This is a genomic window from Streptomyces venezuelae, assembly GCF_008642315.1.
Classification (GTDB): domain Bacteria; phylum Actinomycetota; class Actinomycetes; order Streptomycetales; family Streptomycetaceae; genus Streptomyces; species Streptomyces venezuelae_D.
The window spans coordinates 8,139,434-8,158,412 of record NZ_CP029192.1 but is presented as its reverse complement, the minus strand read 5'-3'; the positions used below and the strand labels follow the sequence as shown (position 1 = coordinate 8,158,412).

Below are 18,979 nucleotides of genomic sequence, written 5' to 3'. Positions count from 1 at the left end.
GGTCAGGACAGTGGCTTGGTGAGCTTGTGCTTGCCCGGGCCGCTGTCCCCCGCCAGGCTGCACGCGACGTTGTCGATGCCCACCTTGTAGCCCGTGGCGTCCGGGTACTGCACCAGGGTCCCGCGCACCGTTCCGGACGGCTGGCTGCTGGCCTTGCGTGCCAGCGGTCGTTCGCAGAGGGCGGCCGCCGCCTTCTTGAGGGCTGCGTCGGTCGTGTAGGAGCCCTGGAGCTCAGCGAACTTGACGACTTCTGCGTCGTGGGGTTCGTTGCACGACCTCTTCGCGGCCTGGCCGGGTTGGCTACTGTCGACGTTGAAGCAGTCGCCTGTCTTCAAGAGGTAGTACGGGACCTGGTCATCGGCGGGCGAGGGGGCGGCCGAGCCGAGATCACTCGGGAAATCGGTCGGCAGCGTGGGGAAGTCGGTCGGTAGCGAGGGGACGTCACTCGGCAACCCTGTGGGCAACTCGCTCGGAATCCGGGACGGGATACTCAAGGAGGGTGTGGGTTCGCGCGCAGTGCTGCTGTCGGACTTGGTGGGTTCCTTCTTGTCGTCGCCGTCGTCGCCGGTGACCAACAGAACCACCGCGGCGACGGCTCCGAGAGCCACGATGATCGCGAGCAGGACGAACAGGCCGCTCCGCCGCCCCGGCGGACCGCCGGGAGGCGGGGTCGGCGGCCAGCCCCCTGCTCCTGGGGGCGGCGCTCCTGGGGGCGGCCCGAAACCGCCGCCCGGCGGGGGACCGAACCCTCCCCCACCGGGCGGCGGACCACTGGGCGGCGGGGGCGGCTGCGGCGGTACGGGCGGCATGGCCATACCCACCAGAGTCGCCTCGTACCGGTCATATGGCGAGCCCCTTGCGCGGGGTCGCTCGAACGCGGGGGCGGGATCAGCCCCGAGCCGCCAACAGGTGGTCCATGGCCAGCTGGTCGAGCCGCTCGAAGGCCATCCCGCGCTTCGCGGCCTCCTCCACGTCGAACGTCTCGTAGGCGCTCCTGTCGGCGAGCAGGCCGGTGAGGCCGTCCTCGGCCGTGGGCACGGCCAACTCGTCCAGGCGGGCGGCACGCAGCGCCTCACGCACCTCGGGGTCCGCCCGGAACGCGGCCGCACGCTCACGCAGGATCAGATAGTTCCGCATGCAGCCCGCGGCCGAGGCCCACACTCCCTCGAAGTCCTCCGTGCGCGGCGGCTTGAAGTCGAAGTGCCTTGGGCCCTCGTACCCACCCCTCTCCAGGAGGTCCACCAGCCAAAAGGCGCTGCGCAGATCACCGGCGCCGAACCGCAGGTCCTGGTCGTACTTGATACCGGTCTGGCCGTTGAGGTCGATGTGGAAGAGCTTGCCCGACCACAACGCCTGAGCGATGGAGTGCGGGAAGTTGAGGCCCGCCATCTGTTCGTGCCCCACCTCAGGGTTGACGCCAAACAGTTCCGGACGCTCCAGGCGCTCGATGAAGGCGAGGGCGTGGCCGACGGTGGGCAGAAGGATGTCGCCACGCGGCTCGTTGGGCTTCGGCTCGATGGCGAAACGCAGGTCGTAGCCCTGCGTGGTCACGTACTCGCCGAGCAGGTCGAAGGCCTCCTTCATGCGGTCGAGCGCAACAGTCACATCCTTCGCCGCGCCCGACTCCGCGCCCTCCCTGCCGCCCCACGCCACATAGGTGCGGGCACCCAGCTCCACCGCGAGGTCGACGTTGCGCATCGTCTTCCTCAGCGCGTACCGCCGCACGTCGCGGTCGTTCGCGGTGAATCCGCCGTCCTTGAAGACGGGGTGGGTGAAGAGGTTCGTGGTGGCCATCGGGACGACGAGGCCCGTGGCGTCCAGCGCCTGCCGGAACCGCTTGACGTGCCCCTCCCGTTCCGCGTCGGAGGACCCGAAGGGGATCAGGTCGTCGTCGTGGAAGGTCACTCCGTAGGCACCCAGTTCGGCGAGGTGCCGCACTGAGTCGGCCGGGTCGAGCGCGGCTCGGGTGGCGTCTCCGAACGGGTCTCTGCCCTGCCAGCCGACCGTCCACAGACCGAAGCTGAACTTGTCCTCAGGGGTGGGCTGATAGTTCATGTGCGGCTCCCTCGCCTATTTCGTCATGGCGCTTTACAAATTAGTATCCGAGGGCGCTGCTGGGAAGGTCGAGGAGTGAACTCCGGAGCGCACCCGGGGACAGCCGCAGGAACGGAGACCGTCATGTCGTCAGCGCCCACCGCTCAGGGACCTCTTGTCGTCGGGGTGGACAGCTCCACGCAGTCCACCAAGGTCCTTGTCGTCGACGCGTCCAGTGGCCGGGTGGTCGCGCGTGGGCAGGCCCGGCACCGCGTCAGCACCGGGGAGCATCGCGAGAGCGACCCTCAGGAGTGGTGGGACGCTCTGTGCACAGCCCTGGAGCAGTGCGGTCAGGCGGCGCGGGAGGCCGCCGCCGTATCCGTCGGAGGGCAACAGCACGGGCTCGTCACCCTGGGCAAGGACGGCAGTCCGGTGCGCCCGGCGCTGCTCTGGAACGACGTGCGATCGGCCCCGCAGGCGCGCGGCCTCGTGGAGCGTCTGGGCGGTCCCACAGTGTGGGCCGACCGGGTCGGCAGCGTCCCGGGGCCTTCCTTCACCGTGACCAAGTGGGCCTGGCTCACCGAGCACGAACCCGCCTCGGCCCGCGCCACCGCCGCCGTGCGCCTGCCCCACGACTACCTCACGGAACGACTGACCGGCCTCGGCACGACCGACCGCGGCGACGTCTCCGGAACGGGCTGGTGGGCATCGGGTCCTGAGCAGTACGACGAGGGCATTCTCGACATGGTGGGGCTCGACCCCGCGCTGCTCCCCCGCGTCGCGCGGCCCGGGGAGATCGTCGGAACGGTCCGGGGCGGCGGTGAACTGCCCTTCTCCAAGGGCACACTGGTCGGCCCCGGCACCGGCGACAATGCGGCGGCGGCACTGGGGCTCGGTCTTCGCCCCGGGACACCGGTGCTGAGCCTCGGCACGTCGGGCACGGTGTACGCCGTCGCGGAGCGCCGTCCCGCCGACCCGACCGGTACGGTGGCGGGCTTCGCCGACGCGTGTGGCGCGTGGTTGCCGCTGGCCTGCACCCTCAACTGCACCCAGGCCGTCGACCGAGTGGCCGAACTGCTCCACCTGGAGCGTGAGGCGGTGGATCCGGGCGGTTCGGTCACTCTCCTGCCCTACCTGGACGGTGAGCGCACACCGAACCTGCCCCGCTCCTCCGGAGTGCTGCACGGTCTTCGACACGACACGACGCCCGGGCAACTGTTGCAGGCCGCGTACGACGGTGCGGTGCACGCACTGCTCGGCGCCCTCGACCTCGTCCTGGACACCGACGCCGACCGGTCGAGCCCGCTGTTGCTCATCGGAGGCGGGGCGCGCGGCAAGGCCTGGCAGCACACGGTGCGGCGGCTCTCCGGACGACCCGTGCAGGTCCCGGAAGCCCAGGAGCTGGTGGCACTCGGGGCCGCGGCGCAGGCGGCCGGCCTACTCACCGAGGAGGATCCGCGCGCCGTCGCGAGGCGCTGGGAGACGGCTCGGGGGCCCGTCCTCGACCCCATGGAGCGCGACGAGGCGGCGCTGTCCAGGATCTCCGGGGTACTCTCCGACGCGGCGCCGCTCCTGGACAGGGCGCCCACTGGGGAGTGAGGACTGACCGAGGCATGACCGCACCGCTGCACGACCGGCGCCGGGGGACATCCGGCGCGGGGCTTCCCGACACCCAGCAAGGGATGCGCCGCCGGAATCTGTCCCGGGTGATGCACGCGGTGGCCACGCACGGCCCGCTGTCCCGTGCCGCGGTGGCCTCCCACATCGGACTCACACGCGCGGCCGTCTCCACGCTGGTGGACGAACTGATCCGGTCGGGTCTACTGGACGAGCTGGGTCCGGAGCGTCCTGGACGGGTGGGACGCCCGGGGTCGGCGCTGGCCGTCAGCGCGATGGGGCCCGTCGGGATCGGCGCCGAGGTGGGGGTCGACCATCTGGCGGTGTGCGCGGTCGATCTTCGGGGGGACATCCGCGCACGCGCCGAACGACGGTCCGCCAACCGCGACCGCTCCCCCGCCCCCGTGCTGAAGGAACTGGCCGCTCTCGTACGGCAGGTGTGTGCCGAGGCGCAACAGCAAGGGCTCGGCCCCGCGGGCCTTGCGGTGGCGGTGCCGGGACTGGTCGCTCGTGACACCACGACGGTCGTCCGCGCCCCGAACCTCGGCTGGCGCGACATCGACCTGAGCCGACTCCTGCCCGGCGGTCTGCCGCTGACGGTGGACAACGAGGCCAACTTCGGCGCGCTCGCCGAACTGTGGCTCGGCGACGAATCGCCCGAGGACTTCCTCCACGTGTCGGCGGAGATCGGCATCGGCGCGGCACTCGTCGTCGATGGACGGCTGCTGCGGGGGGCGCGGGGGTTCGCCGGAGAGTTGGGCCATGTGCCCGTCCGGCCCGATGGGCCCGCTTGTCCCTGTGGAGGACGCGGGTGCCTGGAGCAGTACGCGGGTGAGGGTGCGGTTCTGCGTGCTGCGGGCTTGGGTGGCGTACGTGGCTCGGGTGGCATGGGCGACTCGGGCGGCTTGAGCGACTCGGGTGAGGTGCGCAGCGAGGTGCTTGCCGAGCGCGCCGCCGCGGGCGACGAACGGGTGCGGCGAGCGCTCAGCGATGCCGGAGCGGCCTTGGGTATCGCCCTCACCGGCGCGGTGAATCTGCTGGATCCGCAGGCCGTCGTGCTGGGCGGTGCGCTGTCACGCCTCGCGCCGTGGCTGCTGCCCGCTCTCGAGCAGGAGTTGTCGGAGCGCACCGCGGGCCGGACCTGCGGGGTGCGGGTGTCCGAGATCGGACCTGACGGGCCGTTGCTGGGGGCTGCGCACTCGGTGGCACGGGCGGTGCTTGACGATCCGGCCGGCGTCAGAGCGGGCGGAACGCGCTAAGCGGGCTTCCACTCCCCCGAACGGGTGGCCGGGATATCCACAATCACGCGGCTGTGCACAGATCCGACGCGGGCTCTTCCACCTCAACCGGCGGCCGCCGTAACGTAATTCACGCGGGGCCACGCAGCGGTGACGACAAGTCAGCGGTGGGGTGGCTTCGCGGATCGGGAACCCGAGCGAGGCGCGCGGCCCACCCCGGTCGGACCGACGGCCCATCCGGCCAGAGTGGAGCGGCGTAGCGATGAACGATGCTCAGATCCTGACAGTACGGCCCGAGCCGGGCGAGTACGCCTGGACGTTCGGCGGTGTGCCTCCCGTGGCGCGCACGGCCCCCGGCACGGTCCTCGACCGGGCCCGCCGCACCGCGCGGTTCAGTGCCCGGGACAGTGATTTCACCGTCGAACTCCCCATGGATCCCATGCACGGCACGATCGGCGTCGCCCCCGCGAACCTCGAGGTGCGCTCGGCTCTCGTGCCGGACGCCCACGGCGGCAACATGGACACGCCCGAAATGCGCGCCGGGGTGACCTGCTATCTGGGCGTGAACGTCGAGGGCGCCCAGCTGAGCCTCGGCGACAGGCACGCGCGACAGGGCGAGGGAGAGGCCTGTGGAGCAGCCGTCGAATGCGCCATGAACACCGTGGTGATCGTCGAGCTTCTCAAGGGAATCTCCACACCCTGGCCGCGCATCGAATCCGATACGCACATCACCTCGACCGGGTCGGCGCGCCCGCTGGAGGACGCGTTCCGAATATCCCAACTCGACCTGGTGCAGTGGCTGGTGCGTGACTACGGATTCAACGAACTGGATGCGTATCAGTTCGCGACGCAGACCGTCGAGTCCCCGCTCGCCAATGTCTGGGACACCAATTACACGTGCGTCGCCAAGATCCGCAAGGAATGGCTGCCCGCGCGTGAGACACACCGTGGACTGCACGCACGGTTGCGCGAGACAGCGACCTCGTTGTCGTAGGGCACGAACCCGCGCCCCGCATAGAGCTCAGCTCCATTCACCAGGGCGGTGCCCCCGCTCCGACATCCCCCTCCACCCTCGCCCCACCGAGAGGCAGGCCAGTCATGGATCGAGTGAGACGCTTCCCCAGTCGGCGCCGACTCCTGCAGGGCGCGGTCGCAGCCGCCGTGCCCGCGGTGCTCCTGCCCGCCACCCACGCGACCGCTCAGGCTCGCGCGGTCGACTATCCCCTGGCCGAATGGGTGCCGGCCAGTTCCTCCAACTACACGGCGGCCAGCCGCCCCACCACCTATCCCATCGACTACGTGATCGTCCACGTCACGCAGGAGACTTACGCGGACACGCTCGCCATCTTCCAGAACCCGGCGAAGAAGGTATCGGCCCACTACGTCGTGCGCTCCAAGGACGGACACATCGCCCAGTGCGTCCGTGAGCGCAACGTCGCGTGGCATGCCGGGAACTGGAGCTACAACACGCGCAGCATCGGAATCGAGCACGAAGGGTGGGTCGACAAACCCCAGTACTTCACCGACGCGATGTACGAGCAGTCCGCCGCGCTGACCGCCGCCATCTGCTCGAAGTACGACATCCCGAAGGATCGCGAACACATCCTCGGCCACCACGAGGTACCCGGCGCGGACCACACCGACCCCGGCCCGTACTGGGACTGGTCGCGCTACCTGCGCCTCGTCAACTTCGCTTGAGCGGCTGCGCGTCCTTGTCGGCTTCCGTCTCCGGGACGACGATGGCAACACCGCATCGCCGTCCTGGGAGGCAGAGTTGTCAGATCCGTGGGTGGCCCTGGAGCCCGGCGTGGATCCCGCGGAGCGGGTGCGGGTGGTGCGCAGGGCTCACGAGAGGTTCACCGATGCGGGGACGATCACTCGTCCGGTGCGTTCGGTGGTGGCCGACTCGTGGCGGAGGTCGGCCAGGGCGCGGGTGAGTCCGGAGTGCACCGGCGCGGTGGTCGAGCTGAGCGACGGCGACCTCGGTGCGTACCGGTCGGAGCATCCGCTGGCGCGAGTGATGCCGTTGTTCCGTGAGTTGATGGGCACCTTCGCGGCGGACGGGGAACATCTGCTGGCCGTGTGCGACGCGCAGGGCAGGCTGTTGTGGGTCGAAGGTCATGCGGTGACGCGGCAGCGGGCGGGGCGGATGAACTTCGTGCCGGGCGCGCGGTGGGCGGAGTCCGCCATGGGGACGAACGCGCCGGGGACTGCGGTCGCCGTGGGCCGGCCGGTGCAGGTCTTCGCGACCGAGCACTACATGCGACGGGTACAGCCGTGGACGTGCGCGGCGGCTCCTGTGCATGATCCCCGAACCGGACGATTGATCGGCGCGGTCGACATCACCGGTGGTGACGGGCTCGCGCACCCGCACAGTCTCGCCTTCGTGCAGGCGGTCGCGCGAGCCGGGGAGTCGCAACTGGCGCTGCTCGCACCGCCGGTGCGGTCGGACGAGAAGGTGGAGCTGGCCGCGCTCGGGCGGGATGAGGCGTTGTTGTTCACGGAGGGGCGCAAGGTGCGGCTCAGCCGTAGGCACAGCGAGATCGTCGTGCTGCTGGCTCGACACCCGGAGGGGCTGTCGGGGGACGAGTTGCTGTGCGCGTTGTACGAGGACGAGTCGGTGTCGCAGGTGACGTTGCGGGCCGAGATGGCGCGGCTGCGGCGGGTGCTGGGGGCGGAGTTGCTGCGGTCGCGGCCGTACCGGTTGGTGGTGCCCGTCGAGTGCGATGTCGACGCGGTGGAGCGTCGCCTGGGTGCGGGGGCGGTGGCGGCGGCCGTGGCAGCGTACGCGGGACCGTTGCTGCCGCAGTCCCAGGCCCCCGCTCTCGTCCGGCTCCGTCGCAGGCTGGCGGGCCAGATGCGGGCGGCGCTCGTGGAGCGCAATGATCCGGACCTGCTCGCGGACTGGGCACACGCTCCCTGGGGCGAGGAGGACCTCGTGGTGTGGCGGGCGCTGGCGGGGCTGCGTCCGACAGCTCCCGTGCTGGCCCGCCTGGGAGAGCTGGACGCGGAACTGGCGTAGCCACGCGCGGAACTGAAGCGAATTTCGTGCGGCCACGCGCCTGTACGGCTACTTCGGTCACCCGGCGACGCAGCCAGACGGCTGCTTCGGTCACCCGGCCAGACGGCCAGCGCGCCACCCGGCCCAACGGTCACCCGGCCACATGGCCCCACGGTCACCCCGGTCACCCCGGCCCCCCCGGTCGTAGGGGGTCGTAAGCGTCCAGAGCGCGGCGTCCCGGAGCGCAACGTCGATGCAACGTCGGCGCTCCTAGCCTCCGGACGAGAGCTGCCCAACGGCGGGCAGCCTTCCCCGGGAGGCCAGCCAAAGATGACCCGTTACGCAGCGCCCGGCACCGAGGGCGCGATCGTCTCCTACCAGTCGCGCTACGACCACTTCATCGGCGGAGAGTATGTGGCGCCCGCCCGTGGTCAGTACTTCGAGAACCCGAGCCCGGTCAACGGCCGGACCTTCACCGAGGTGGCGCGGGGCACCGCGGAGGACGTCGAGCGCGCCCTCGACGCGGCGCACGCGGCGGCGCCCGCGTGGGGACGTACGTCGGCCACCGGGCGGGCGGACGTACTCCTGAAGATCGCCGACCGGATGGAGGCGAACCTCGAACAGCTGGCGGTGGCCGAGAGCTGGGAGAACGGCAAGCCGGTCCGCGAGACGCTGGCCGCCGACATCCCGCTCGCGATCGACCACTTCCGGTACTTCGCGGGTGTCATCCGCGCGCAGGAGGGGTCGCTGAGCGAGGTCGACGAGGACACCATCGCGTACCACTTCCATGAGCCGCTCGGTGTCGTCGCGCAGATCATTCCGTGGAACTTCCCGATCCTCATGGCCACGTGGAAGCTGGCGCCCGCGCTCGCCGCGGGCAACGCCGTGGTCCTCAAGCCCGCCGAGCAGACCCCGGCGTCCATCCACTACTGGATGAGCCTGGTCGCCGATCTGCTGCCGGCCGGGGTCGTCAACATCGTCAACGGGTTCGGCGTCGAGGCGGGCAAGCCGCTGGCGTCCAGTCCGCGCGTCGCCAAGGTCGCCTTCACCGGGGAGACCACGACGGGGCGGTTGATCATGCAGTACGCCTCCGAGAACATCAAGCCGGTGACGTTGGAGCTGGGCGGCAAGTCGCCGAACATCTTCTTCGACGACGTGTGGTCCGCGAATGACGACTTCCGGGACAAGGCGCTCGAAGGCTTCACCATGTTCGCGCTCAACCAGGGGGAGGTGTGCACCTGCCCGTCGCGCGCGCTGGTACAGCGCGGACAGTACAGCGAGTTCCTCGAAGCGGCCGTCGCGCGCACCGAGCAGATCAAGGCCGGGCATCCGCTCGACACCGACACCATGATCGGCGCGCAGGCGTCCAACGACCAGCTGGAGAAGATCCTCTCCTACCTGGACATCGGCCAGCAGGAGGGCGCCAAGGTGCTGACCGGTGGTCAGCGAGTGGAGTACGACGGCGAGCTGGCCGGCGGGTACTACGTGCAGCCGACGATCTTCGAGGGTGACAACCGCATGCGGATCTTCCAGGAGGAGATCTTCGGCCCCGTGGTCTCGGTCGCGTCGTTCAACGACTTCGACGACGCCATCAAGATCGCCAACGACACGCTGTACGGCCTGGGGGCCGGTGTGTGGACGCGTGACATCAACACGGCGTACCGGGCGGGCCGCGCGATCCAGGCGGGCCGCGTCTGGACGAACTGCTACCACGCGTATCCGGCGCATGCGGCGTTCGGCGGGTACAAGCAGTCGGGCATCGGCCGCGAGACCCACAAGATGATGCTTGAGCACTACCAGCAGACGAAGAACCTTCTGGTGTCGTACTCGGCGAAGAAGCTCGGCTTCTTCTAGGGGTACAAAAATAGGCGCCTGACCTGGGCTTTTGCCCGTCAGGCGCCTTCCATGCGGCCCGCTCAGCACAGGGCCTGGTTTACGTTGTACCTCCCACTTTCTCCCACCGCTGTCCCCCTTCTGACCAGCTGTTCCGGACCAGTCACGGACCAAAACCCGACTCAGCCCTAACTCGCCACCCCCCTGCTAACGCGGTCCCACTCCTCCATCGACTGCTCGATGAGGCGGTTGGCCTGCTCCCGGACGCCGTCCAGGAACTTGGCGTAGTGGCGGAAGAGGACCTCGATGCTCTGGCCCGCACGGCGGGCGCATTCAGCCGGGTCCACACCGGAGTACAGCCAGAACGAGATCCCGGCGTGCCGAAGATCGTAGGGCCGCTCGGCCAACCCGGAGGCGCGTTCCGTGCGGGTCAAGACGCATTTCCGCGCCCGCGCCCAGGTGGTGCCGTACGCGGCTGCGTCCACGTAGTTGCCGGCCTGGTTCCGGAACATCCGCCCGTCCGGCGCCACGCCGAACCGGCCGATGTGCGCACGCAGGATGCGCACGAACTGCGGCGGGATCGGCACAGGTCGGGTCGCGGTAGCCGCGCGGCGCTTGAGCGAGTGCACTCGTGCACCGCGCCGTCGCCCGTCCAGTCCTTGCCTGCTGTGATGACGCCGCCCGAAAGGTAGAGCATCCCCCACCCAGTTTTGGGGAGGTGACACGGGTCGAGCCGGAGGTGGATGACCTCTGCGGGCCGCATGGCCGCGTAGTACATGCATCCGAAGAACGCCTCCAGGTGAGGACCGCGTCCTCGCTGGTGAGCCACCGCCGCAAGCAGCCGGGCGACCTGGGCCGGATTGGGGACAGCAGCCGGGTCCACCTCCTCGTTGACGGGCGGAGCGTTCCACCTGAGCCCATTGAGGGGGTTATCTCCGAAGTAACCTTTCTCCACTGCGGTGTTGAGCACTTCACTGAACGCAGCCCTCTTGCGCCGCGCTGTCTTGGCTGCAGCCGCCTTGCCGTCCAACTTGCGGCACAGGGCGTCCAGCGCCCGTCGCAGGACATCGGCCTCCGCGAGGGCACCAACGGGCAGGGAGTTGCGCTTTATCCAGTCCAGGGCCTTCCGCCACTCCTCGTTCGGCCCTTTGGCCCATGCGTTCTTGTTGAAGGCCCACGAGTACAAGGCGCGCCGCAGGACCCGCGGCTCCGGATAGGTCGCGCCAGGGTGCACCAGGGCAGGCGTGATGGCGGCGAATGCGTCGGCCAGAGTGCGACGGGTGTTCCCGGGCGTACGCTCTCACCGTTGGTCAAGGTATTCGTGGACAAGGTCGTACCACGTCGTCCGCTGCTTGATAGCTCGTAGCTCGGACGCCGGCAAACCCGTGAGCACATCAAAAGGCTCGCCTTCGCGCGCCGCCGTCATCAGTTTCGAGCGCCTGCTGTCGGCGAGCCCGAAGGTCATGAATGACTCGGATTTTTCGCGCCCATCGACCGTCCACCGGACCGTAAACGGCGCCCGCCGGTCAGGGCGCTCGCGTATGTCCCAGCAGCGGACGTTGTAACTTATCGCCAAGTGTCAAAATCTCTCTCACACGCATCCCACCTGGCGTCCAGGTCTGCGCGACGGCACCGGAGTTCACCATTGGGCAACTTGATCATGTGGGGTGCTTGTCCGCGAGTGCGCATTCGGTAGAACGCGGGAGACCCGGCGGCGCATCGTCGAGGGCGCGGCTGAGGAGATCCGCGAGCGGGGAGCCGCCGGTGCGACCCTCGACGGCATCCGTGCCCGCACCGCGACCAGCAAGAGCCAGATCTTCCACTACTTCCCCGGCGGGAAGGAGGAGCTGCTCCTCGCGGTGGCCGTCCGCGAGGCAGACCGCGTCCTGGAGGACCAGGAGCCCCACCTCTCCGACCTCCGCACATGGTCGGCCTGGCGGGACTGGCGCGACGCGGTGCTGCGGCGTTATGAGCAGCAGGGCGTCAACTGCCCGCTGGGGGTGCTGATCACCGAACTGGGCCGCACCACTCCAGCCGCGCAACAGCTGACGGGCCAGTTGATCAGCACGTGGCAGGCGGCCCTGCGCGAGGGCATCCTGGCCATGCAGGAGGCCGGCGAGATCGACCGCCGGCTGGACGCCGACCGGACGGCGGCCGCACTCGTCGCCGTAGTGCAGGGCGGGGTGACCATCCTGATGGCTACCGGCGGCATCGCACACCTCGAGGCGGCTCTCGACACGACGCTGTCCCTGTTGCGGACCGGTGCTCAGGATCGGCAGTGACCAGACGTGTGAGGGGTCTCTCATGCCTATACGCACTTTTTTGTCAGTACTTCCAGTGACAAGTCATACCGCCGTACGGCGCGGTCATACCGTACAACGCAACGCGGCAGAACGCCGGACACTCCCTTGAGCAGCGCCTTCAGTACCTGGAGGACCGCGTCGAGATCCAGGACCTGATGGTGCGCTACGGCCTCGGCCAGGACCTGCACGAAAACGGCGACAACGACGTCCTGGAGCAGTGGGACTCGGTGTTCGCACCCGCGGCGCGTCGACTACTCGGCGGCCGGCGGCGCGCACCTGAAGGACATCCCCTTCAGGGACCTCGTCGAGGTGATGCGCGACCCGACGGATCGATGAGCGGGCTGCTCAAGTGGCAGCATTTCCAGGGGTTTTCCACTGTCGACATCGATGGTGACCGCACGGTTACCCGTACCCAGCACCTGCACACGCACAAGGGCGACACCGACGGACAGGGCTGGAATCTCATTCAGACGGGCTTCCTCGTCGACCGGCTGGAGCGGCGTGCGGAGGGGTGGCGCATCGCCCACCGCACCCTGGAGATCATCTGGATGGGCACCTTCGCCACGGTGTGACGGGGCGCGTCAGGCCGCCTCCCCAGCCCCGGAGGCGGCGCTGCACGACCGTTCCGCCCAGTCATGCAGGGCATAGAGCGCCGTTGCCAACTCCGCTCCGACGGAGGTCAGTTGGTACTCCGCATGGGGCGGCACCTCGTCGTAGACGAAGCGGCGCACGACGCCGTCGCTCTCCAGCGCGCGCAGCTGCTGGACGAGCATCTTCTGCGTCACCTCCGGGATGGCCCGCTCGAGGTCGGAGAAGCGGCGCGGCTGGCGGATCAACAGGTGATGGATGATCAGCAGTTTCCATCGGCCGCGCAGGATCCCCAGGGTGTGCTCGACACGGCTGATGGAGCACGTCGAGGCCGGTGAGGCGGTGGGGCGAGAGTCAGGGTCATGGCGCTGGGGAACCGTTCCCGGTAGGGGCTTCCTGTGAGGAGTGGACAGTCGTCAGAGCGGCCACCAGCCGCCGGTTGGCCTCGTGGGGTGTCATCCCCCAGTCCCACTCGGTCTTGTGCAGGCGCAGGGAGACGACACCGTGCCAGGCCGACCACAGCAGGAGCGCCGCGGCGAAGGGGACCTGCGGGTCGACGCGGCGGGCGAGTTCCACGATGCGCTGCTGCAGGCGGAGCCCGTGTTCGGCGCGGGTGGCCGGAAGCTCGTCGTCGCTCTCGAAGAGCAGCTGATACGCGCCGGGGTGCTCCAGCGCCCAGGTGATGTAGGCGTCGCCTGCGACGACCAGCCGGTCGGTGTCGTCGGGTGCGCTGTCCAGCGCCGCTTCGACCGTGCAGATCAAGGAGGTGTACTCGGTGTCGAGCACGGCCGAGCGCAGGTCTGCCTCCGAGGGGAAGTGCCAGTAGACCGCGGACGGGGCGACCTGGCAGGCCCGCGCGATCGAGCGCAGGGACGGCACGGCGACGGGCTGCGGTTGCGCCAGCATCTCCACCGCGGCTGCGACGAGCTCGCCGCGCAGATCGCGGCGAGCTCTGGCGTTGGCTCCTTCTCGGGATCTGCTCACCACCCCATTGAACACCTGTTCACTGTAGGCTTCAATGAACAGGTGTTCAGGAAGGTGGATACGGCGATGCTCACGCTCATGACAGTGATCCGCAAGCGGCCCGAGGTCTCCACGGAGGACTTCCGCCGCTTCATGGAGCACGAATACGGACCGACCTACGCGGCGCTGCCCCAGGTGAGGGAGTACGTGCAGTACTACCTCACCGACGCGGTGAGCGACGGCGCGGAAGAACCCATCGACGCGATCGTGCGGATCAGCTTCGACTCGCAGTCCGCGATGCGCGAGGCGCTCGCGACACCGGAGTACCAGCGGGCACACGAGCTGCGCGGGGCCTATATGCGGGAGGCGTCCACCGGTATCCACTCGACGGTCCTGGACCGGCAGGTGCAGCTGGTCTGACGGGAGACGCCTCGATCACGCGGCGCCGGTGATCAGGTCTTGCGACAGGTCCCACAGGCGCCGCGCGCCCGCCGGGTCGACGGCGTAGCGGGCGACGCCGTGCAGGGTGCCGGAGCGTCGGTCGACGATCTCGGTCTCGTTGCAGTCGACGAAGTAGCGTCCGCCGATGCCGTCGAGCAGCGGCGAGGTGGCCAGGAGCGCTGACGTGGCGGCGCCCTGTTCCACGGGCTTGATCAGCTCGGCGGGGACGCGGCCGCTGCCCCGGCCGCCGGTATGCCGCTGCAGGTTGGTGTAGATGGCGCCCGGCATCAGGGCGTTGGCGGTGATGTTGTCGCCGGCCCAGCGTCGGGTCGCCTCCACCGCGAACAGGACGTTGGCCGTCTTGGACTGTCCGTAGGCCAGCCACGGGTCGTAGGGGCGGAAGGCGAAGTTGACGTCGTCCCACACGACCGGTGACTGCTGGTGGCCGGTGGAACTCACCACGACGATGCGGGCATTGCCGTCGGCGGCCAGCGCGCTGTGCAGGCCGGTGGCGAGGGCGAAATGGCCGAGGTGGTTGGTGGCGAACTGCCATTCCCAGCCCTGCTCGGTGTACTGCTCGGGGCAGGCCATGACGCCCGCGTTGTTCACCAGGACGTGCAGCGGGCCCTGCCAGGCGGTGGTGAAGGCCGTGATGGACGCGGGGTCGGCCAGGTCGAGGTGCATGGCCCGCACGTCCTGGTTGCCGGTCGATCCGGTGATGTCCTTGGCGACGCGTTCGCCCGCCGCCACGTCCCGCACGGCGAGGGTGACGGCCGCGCCGGTGGCCGCCAGGGCGCGGGCCGTCTCCGCCCCGATGCCGGAGGAGGCGCCGGTGACGACCGCGCGGCGGCCGGAGAGATCGATACCTGACACGACCTCGCCAGCGGTGCTGGCAGAACCGAACGGGGTGGTGAGGGCACTCATGAGGGGGCTCCTTGTTGAAAGGGCTGGATGGTGAAGCGGCCAGGGGCGCTGCGGGCGGGCGGAAGCCGGTGCGGTCAGGGCACGAGCAACGCGTCCTGCTCGACCGGTGGCGTGCCGTCGTGCCAGGGCAGGACCTTGCCGAAGCGCACCAGCTCGCCGTAGAGCTCCGGGGCGATGTGCTCGGCGACGACCAGATCGAGGACGGCCTCAGCGGCCCGGGCGGGTGACTGGGCCTGGCTGTAGTCGCTGAACCACGGGCGCGAGGTCGCTGTGTCGACCATGCCGGGGCAGACGGCGGCGACGAGCGTGCCGTCTGCCAGGTCCCTGGCGCGGCGTTCGGCGGCGACGGCGCGCACGGCGGCGACCTGGGCCACCTTCGAGGGCACGTTCAGCCACAGCGGCCAGCCGGCCTCCTGCGCGGTCTTGTGGTGGATGGCGCTGCGCCACGACTCCACGGCGTACTCGACCTGGTCCAGGCTCGCGCCGTCGAACAGGTGGTGCAGGCGGCCGTCGAGGTGGCCCAGCGTCCCCAGGCTGCTGGCCACGATGAGCAGGCGGCCTCCGGGACGCAGTACCGGGCCGAAGGAGCGCAGCATCGCGTGCGTGGCGGTGTTGGAGACGTCGATGAACTCATCGGCCCGCTCAGACTGTGACTGCTCGGGGAGCAACCGGGCGACCGCGTTGGAGATGACGACGTCCACCCCTCCGTGGCGGACCCGCAGGTCCTCGGCGAGACGGGCGATGGCGTCGGTGTCCGTGACATCCAGGACCAGGCCCTCGACCCGGGCCCGGGTGGCGGGCAGCTGGGCGATGTCCCGGGCGGCGTCCGCCACCCGCTGCTGGCTGCGGCCGGTGAGCAGGACCAGGTCCTGCGGATGCATGCGGGCCGCCAGCCCCTCGGCGAAGGCCCGGCCGAGCCCCTGGTTGGCGCCCGTGACGAGGGCGATGCGTGAAGTGGTCATGCCCCCACGCTAGGAATCCGTCATCCATGAGTCCAACGAAAGTTTGGAACAGCTAGCATGCGTAAACATCATGGACTTCACGGATGTGTCACTGACTGCGTTGCGCGTCCTGCGGGCCGTGGCCGAACAGGGAACCTTCACCGCGGCCGCCGCGTCGCTCGGCTACACCCAGTCCGCGGTCTCGCGACAGATCGCCGCGATCGAGCGCGCGGCAGGCACCGAACTGCTGGAGCGGCGGCGCGACGGGGCTCGGCTCACGCCCGCCGGCCGCGTCGTCATGCGCCGCGCGACGGTCGTGCTCGATGAGATCGCCGCGACCGCCAGGGAACTGTCGGGCCTGCCGGAGCAGACCGGAACGGTCCGGCTGGGATGGGTGCCTAGTGCCGGTGCCGTGCTGGTACCCCGAGCCCTTGCCACACTGCGGGAAAGCGATCCCGGACTCGAGGTTGTCGGCCGCGAGGGAGGCACCCCGGCGCTGGTCCGTGCGCTCCGGGCGGGCAGCCTGGATCTGGCCCTGCTCGCCTCGGCGCCACCGTTCCGCGCGCCGGACACCGAGTCGCCCCCACTCGCACTGCAGACACTCACCGAACGCCCGCTGCTTCTCGCGGTGCCCGCCATGCACCCCCTCGCCCGCGGCGCATACGTGGACGTGACCGACCTGCGGGGACAGCGCTGGATCACCGGGTCCTCATCAGGAGAGGACCGCCTGATGGGCGTGTGGCCAGGTCTGGACGAACGCCCCGAGATCGCTTTCACCGCCCGCGACTGGCTGGCCAAACTCCACCTCGTCGCCGCAGGGTGCGGACTGACCACGCTTCCCGCCTCACTCGTCTCCGCGGTACCCACCGGCGTGCGGGTCCTCCCCGTCCGCGGCGGCCCGCAAGAACAGCGACGCCTGCTCCTGGCCCGCCTGCCCGACCCGCCGGCCCAGTCCGTGATACGTGTGGCCGCCGTCCTCCGCGCGACGGTACTCGACGTCCACATGCCCCATCCCACTGCTTGAGCAGTGCCGTGCTATGCCGGGCCGGACCTGCACCACTCAGGACGTCTCGATCAGCTCCAGCAGATTGCCCTCCGGGTCAGCGACGTACGCGTAGCGCATGCCTTCACTGGCGCCGGGTGCGGGCTGGGAGACCCCGGTAGCCCCGCAGTCCTGCGTCAGGCGGGCGAACGCGTCGTCGAGTTCCGGGACTTGAAGTGCCAGATGAGTGAAGGTCTGCACGGCGGTGGCGGCAAAAGCATCGGCGTGCGAGACGGGGCGCGAGCCGGACCGCTCGACGAACTCCACCCGCAAGCCCGCCGCATCGCTCAGAACGACGGTACGGACTCCCGCCTCGGGCATCTCCAAACGCTCTTCCACCTGCGTGAGACCGAACGCGTCGGCGTACCAAGATTCCTGCGCGGCAAGGTCCGCGACCGAGAGGCTGACGTGGTGAAACCGGGCAGCAGACATGATGACCTCCATGGTTAATGCCATTTACCTGGTAAGCGATGTTAACCTATCGGGCATGGCTCCCCCCGCTTCTCGACGTCCCGTCGGCCACCATCACGGCGACCTGCGCAACTCCCTCCTGCGGGCGTCCTTGGAGCTGGTCGGCGAGCGAGGTCCGCACGGCTTCACCCTCGCCGAAGCGAGCCGCCGGGCCGGAGTGAGCGTTGCGGCGCCGTACAAGCACTTCGCCGACCGGGACGCACTGCTGGCGGAACTCGCCACACAGGGCTACCGCGAGCAACGTCATCGCTTCGCCACGGCCGTGAACGGCATCGAGGACCCCGCTGAACAGCTGGCGTCCTTCGCGGCGGCGTACGTCAGATTCGCCGCCGAGGAACCTGCTCTGTTCGATGTGACCTTCAATGCCGGCCTCGAAAAGTCCAGGTTCGCCGAACTGGCCACGGCGGGCGACGAGGTGGCCCGCCTCCTACTGCCGGTGGCCCGACAACTCGCCTCCACCCCTGAGACCGCATTCGACCTGCTGCTCAGGGTCGCTGCTGCCGCGCACGGCCTAGCGGTTTTCCTGCGGCAGGGCCTGTTCGGTGTGGGAGATGCGGCCCTCTCGGACACCGAGGAGAAGGCCGCCCGCACGGCGCGGGCCATCACGCGACAAGACGCCGATTCGTAATCACCTGAGTGGTGAACTCTGGCGCGCAGCCCCAGGCCCGAGAAAGGCCACGTTCGTGAGATTGATCCGCTGGGACACGGAGTAAGACACAGCCTGAAGCCGCAGGTCACAGCATCGCTACGAGACACGGCCGTTGAGATCCCACACATCCAAACCAGTCGTTCTGGCAATGAAGTCAGGCCAACAGCGCTAAGGGCCGACGGACTGCGACTGAGCCGTCGCGTCCGCCGTACTGGACTCCCCGCGCGGCGATGAAGGAGCTGCTGTCATACGTGGAGGGCGCCCGGGCCGCCGCGGTGCGCCGCGCCCAGGCGGCCGGCCGCTATGAGCGGCTCAGCGGGGCGCGAATGGTACTGGCGGTCCGCGGAACGGGGTCTGTGATCCTGGAGGGGGCGCACGGCGGCGTCGAGCGTCGGCGGTGGAACGACATCGGTCCGCGGACCCGGCTGCGTCTGCTACGACGCACGCCCCTGGGGCTGGAGCCGGTGGCTCTGTGGCTGAACGAGGACGGGCTGCCGCGCGACGGGCGAGGCTGGGAGCACACCTTCGATGTCGCGAACGAGCGCATCGCGATGCTCGGGTCGGCCGGGTTCACCTGTACCGCCCATATGCTGCGCCACTCGTGCGCGTTGAGGTGGTACGCGATCGGCAGGCTGGTGCATGCGTGTCGGCTTGGGCATCTCACGGTGGTGCAGCGGCAGGACTTCCGGGAACAGTTCGGTGATACCTGGCACTTGGTGCAGACGATGCTCGGACATCTGAGGGTCGAGACGACCAAGGCGGTCTACCTCGAGCCGTTTCGGACGCTGGACGTCGAGATGCTGCTGGCCCACGCGGACGGGTTCGCCATCGAGATGTTCATGGCGGAGGTGTTCACCGGGCACTCTCGGGTGCGGACCGATCCACTGGCTGGTGTGCGGTGAGCCCGCGCGGGCGCAAGGCATCGCTGCCCGGT

At 69.5% G+C, this 18,979-nt stretch carries 20 protein-coding genes and 1 pseudogene; 12 read left to right on the top strand and 9 right to left on the bottom strand.

All coding sequences use genetic code 11. The features are described from left to right. Positions 1 to 2: 2 nt before the first annotated feature. Complete coding sequence (locus DEJ48_RS40570) at positions 3 to 584, bottom strand: hypothetical protein (protein WP_223832323.1); 582 nt, start codon at positions 582 to 584, stop codon at positions 3 to 5. A gap of 304 nt (positions 585 to 888) precedes the next feature. Next, complete coding sequence (gene xylA / locus DEJ48_RS36075) at positions 889 to 2,055, bottom strand: xylose isomerase (RefSeq protein WP_150220314.1); 1,167 nt, start codon at positions 2,053 to 2,055, stop codon at positions 889 to 891. A gap of 123 nt (positions 2,056 to 2,178) precedes the next feature. Here xylA and xylB point away from each other — a divergent pair, with 123 nt between their 5' ends. From xylB to DEJ48_RS36045, 6 genes are all read left to right on the top strand, one after another. Then, positions 2,179 to 3,633, top strand: coding sequence for a xylulokinase (gene xylB / locus DEJ48_RS36070; protein ID WP_150220313.1), 1,455 nt, complete (start codon positions 2,179 to 2,181; stop codon positions 3,631 to 3,633). Positions 3,634 to 3,647: 14 nt separating this feature from the next. Next, entirely contained in the window at positions 3,648 to 4,910 is a 1,263-nt protein-coding gene (locus DEJ48_RS36065) for an ROK family transcriptional regulator (RefSeq protein ID WP_150220312.1), read from the top strand. A 241-nt stretch (positions 4,911 to 5,151) separates the two neighbouring features. Continuing rightward, complete coding sequence (locus tag DEJ48_RS36060; RefSeq protein WP_150220311.1) at positions 5,152 to 5,883, top strand: acetamidase/formamidase family protein; 732 nt, start codon at positions 5,152 to 5,154, stop codon at positions 5,881 to 5,883. 104 nt (positions 5,884 to 5,987) lie between these two features. Beyond that, positions 5,988 to 6,587, top strand: a complete 600-nt coding sequence (locus tag DEJ48_RS36055) for an N-acetylmuramoyl-L-alanine amidase (RefSeq protein WP_150220310.1) — start codon at positions 5,988 to 5,990, stop codon at positions 6,585 to 6,587. 76 nt (positions 6,588 to 6,663) lie between these two features. Beyond that, positions 6,664 to 7,911 carry a GAF domain-containing protein gene (locus tag DEJ48_RS36050; protein WP_150220309.1) on the top strand — a complete coding sequence of 416 codons (1,248 nt, stop codon included), beginning with the start codon at positions 6,664 to 6,666 and terminating at the stop codon, positions 7,909 to 7,911. A gap of 309 nt (positions 7,912 to 8,220) precedes the next feature. Further along, the gene (locus DEJ48_RS36045) at positions 8,221 to 9,744 is read left to right on the top strand and encodes an aldehyde dehydrogenase family protein (protein WP_150220308.1); all 1,524 of its coding nucleotides are present in this window, start codon (positions 8,221 to 8,223) and stop codon (positions 9,742 to 9,744) included. A 167-nt stretch (positions 9,745 to 9,911) separates the two neighbouring features. Here the strand turns inward: DEJ48_RS36045 and DEJ48_RS40980 are convergent, their stop codons facing one another. Both DEJ48_RS40980 and DEJ48_RS40565 read right to left on the bottom strand, forming a co-directional pair. Further along, a complete protein-coding gene (locus DEJ48_RS40980; protein ID WP_317850945.1) occupies positions 9,912 to 10,310 on the bottom strand; it encodes a hypothetical protein in 399 nt (132 codons plus the stop codon). A 979-nt stretch (positions 10,311 to 11,289) separates the two neighbouring features. After that, positions 11,290 to 11,424: pseudogene (locus DEJ48_RS40565) on the bottom strand (DNA-binding protein); the annotation flags it as partial. Here DEJ48_RS40565 and DEJ48_RS36030 point away from each other — a divergent pair. Then, the gene (locus DEJ48_RS36030) at positions 11,391 to 12,005 is read left to right on the top strand and encodes a TetR/AcrR family transcriptional regulator (protein ID WP_150220307.1); all 615 of its coding nucleotides are present in this window, start codon (positions 11,391 to 11,393) and stop codon (positions 12,003 to 12,005) included. The pseudogene DEJ48_RS40565 and the gene DEJ48_RS36030 overlap by 34 nt on opposite strands. Before the next feature lie 65 nt (positions 12,006 to 12,070). Next, positions 12,071 to 12,598: a nuclear transport factor 2 family protein gene (locus DEJ48_RS36025; RefSeq protein WP_317850959.1), complete on the top strand. Its 528-nt coding sequence runs from the start codon at positions 12,071 to 12,073 to the stop codon at positions 12,596 to 12,598. 9 nt (positions 12,599 to 12,607) lie between these two features. On the opposite strand, the gene DEJ48_RS36020 is transcribed toward DEJ48_RS36025, so the two are convergent. Continuing rightward, positions 12,608 to 12,901, bottom strand: a complete 294-nt coding sequence (locus DEJ48_RS36020) for a winged helix-turn-helix transcriptional regulator (protein WP_223832555.1) — start codon at positions 12,899 to 12,901, stop codon at positions 12,608 to 12,610. 73 nt (positions 12,902 to 12,974) lie between these two features. Beyond that, on the bottom strand, positions 12,975 to 13,598 hold the full coding sequence (locus DEJ48_RS36015; protein WP_150220304.1) for a TetR/AcrR family transcriptional regulator: 624 nt from the start codon (positions 13,596 to 13,598) through the stop codon (positions 12,975 to 12,977). A gap of 78 nt (positions 13,599 to 13,676) precedes the next feature. Between DEJ48_RS36015 and DEJ48_RS36010 the strand changes: the two genes are divergently transcribed. Then, positions 13,677 to 13,997 carry an EthD family reductase gene (locus DEJ48_RS36010; protein ID WP_223832322.1) on the top strand — a complete coding sequence of 107 codons (321 nt, stop codon included), beginning with the start codon at positions 13,677 to 13,679 and terminating at the stop codon, positions 13,995 to 13,997. A 15-nt stretch (positions 13,998 to 14,012) separates the two neighbouring features. Here the strand turns inward: DEJ48_RS36010 and DEJ48_RS36005 are convergent, their stop codons facing one another. Continuing rightward, positions 14,013 to 14,942: an SDR family NAD(P)-dependent oxidoreductase gene (locus tag DEJ48_RS36005; protein WP_150220302.1), complete on the bottom strand. Its 930-nt coding sequence runs from the start codon at positions 14,940 to 14,942 to the stop codon at positions 14,013 to 14,015. Between the two features lie 74 nt (positions 14,943 to 15,016). Then, on the bottom strand, positions 15,017 to 15,904 hold the full coding sequence (locus DEJ48_RS36000) for an SDR family NAD(P)-dependent oxidoreductase (protein WP_150220301.1): 888 nt from the start codon (positions 15,902 to 15,904) through the stop codon (positions 15,017 to 15,019). A 70-nt stretch (positions 15,905 to 15,974) separates the two neighbouring features. Here DEJ48_RS36000 and DEJ48_RS35995 point away from each other — a divergent pair, with 70 nt between their 5' ends. Then, complete coding sequence (locus DEJ48_RS35995; RefSeq protein WP_150220300.1) at positions 15,975 to 16,907, top strand: LysR family transcriptional regulator; 933 nt, start codon at positions 15,975 to 15,977, stop codon at positions 16,905 to 16,907. Between the two features lie 36 nt (positions 16,908 to 16,943). Here DEJ48_RS35995 and DEJ48_RS35990 read toward each other — a convergent pair whose 3' ends face one another. Next, positions 16,944 to 17,357 (bottom strand): VOC family protein, encoded by a 414-nt coding sequence (locus DEJ48_RS35990; protein ID WP_223832321.1) that lies wholly within the window; start codon positions 17,355 to 17,357, stop codon positions 16,944 to 16,946. A 55-nt stretch (positions 17,358 to 17,412) separates the two neighbouring features. Between DEJ48_RS35990 and DEJ48_RS35985 the strand changes: the two genes are divergently transcribed. Both DEJ48_RS35985 and DEJ48_RS35980 read left to right on the top strand, forming a co-directional pair. Next, complete coding sequence (locus DEJ48_RS35985; protein ID WP_150220298.1) at positions 17,413 to 18,024, top strand: TetR/AcrR family transcriptional regulator; 612 nt, start codon at positions 17,413 to 17,415, stop codon at positions 18,022 to 18,024. 251 nt (positions 18,025 to 18,275) lie between these two features. Beyond that, entirely contained in the window at positions 18,276 to 18,947 is a 672-nt protein-coding gene (locus tag DEJ48_RS35980) for a hypothetical protein (RefSeq protein ID WP_223832320.1), read from the top strand. Positions 18,948 to 18,979 lie beyond the last annotated feature (32 nt).

Coding starts and splice junctions, on each gene's coding strand:
- xylA (WP_150220314.1), bottom strand. CDS start 2,055: ATGAACTATCAGCCCACCCCTGAGGACAAGTTCAGCTTCGGTCTGTGG.
- DEJ48_RS36045 (WP_150220308.1), top strand. CDS start 8,221: ATGACCCGTTACGCAGCGCCCGGCACCGAGGGCGCGATCGTCTCCTAC.
- DEJ48_RS35980 (WP_223832320.1), top strand. CDS start 18,276: ATGAAGGAGCTGCTGTCATACGTGGAGGGCGCCCGGGCCGCCGCGGTG.
- DEJ48_RS36065 (WP_150220312.1), top strand. CDS start 3,648: ATGACCGCACCGCTGCACGACCGGCGCCGGGGGACATCCGGCGCGGGG.
- DEJ48_RS36000 (WP_150220301.1), bottom strand. CDS start 15,904: ATGACCACTTCACGCATCGCCCTCGTCACGGGCGCCAACCAGGGGCTC.
- DEJ48_RS36055 (WP_150220310.1), top strand. CDS start 5,988: ATGGATCGAGTGAGACGCTTCCCCAGTCGGCGCCGACTCCTGCAGGGC.
- DEJ48_RS35990 (WP_223832321.1), bottom strand. CDS start 17,357: ATGTCTGCTGCCCGGTTTCACCACGTCAGCCTCTCGGTCGCGGACCTT.
- DEJ48_RS35995 (WP_150220300.1), top strand. CDS start 15,975: ATGGACTTCACGGATGTGTCACTGACTGCGTTGCGCGTCCTGCGGGCC.
- DEJ48_RS36010 (WP_223832322.1), top strand. CDS start 13,677: ATGACAGTGATCCGCAAGCGGCCCGAGGTCTCCACGGAGGACTTCCGC.
- xylB (WP_150220313.1), top strand. CDS start 2,179: ATGTCGTCAGCGCCCACCGCTCAGGGACCTCTTGTCGTCGGGGTGGAC.
- DEJ48_RS35985 (WP_150220298.1), top strand. CDS start 17,413: ATGGCTCCCCCCGCTTCTCGACGTCCCGTCGGCCACCATCACGGCGAC.
- DEJ48_RS36005 (WP_150220302.1), bottom strand. CDS start 14,942: ATGAGTGCCCTCACCACCCCGTTCGGTTCTGCCAGCACCGCTGGCGAG.
- DEJ48_RS36060 (WP_150220311.1), top strand. CDS start 5,152: ATGAACGATGCTCAGATCCTGACAGTACGGCCCGAGCCGGGCGAGTAC.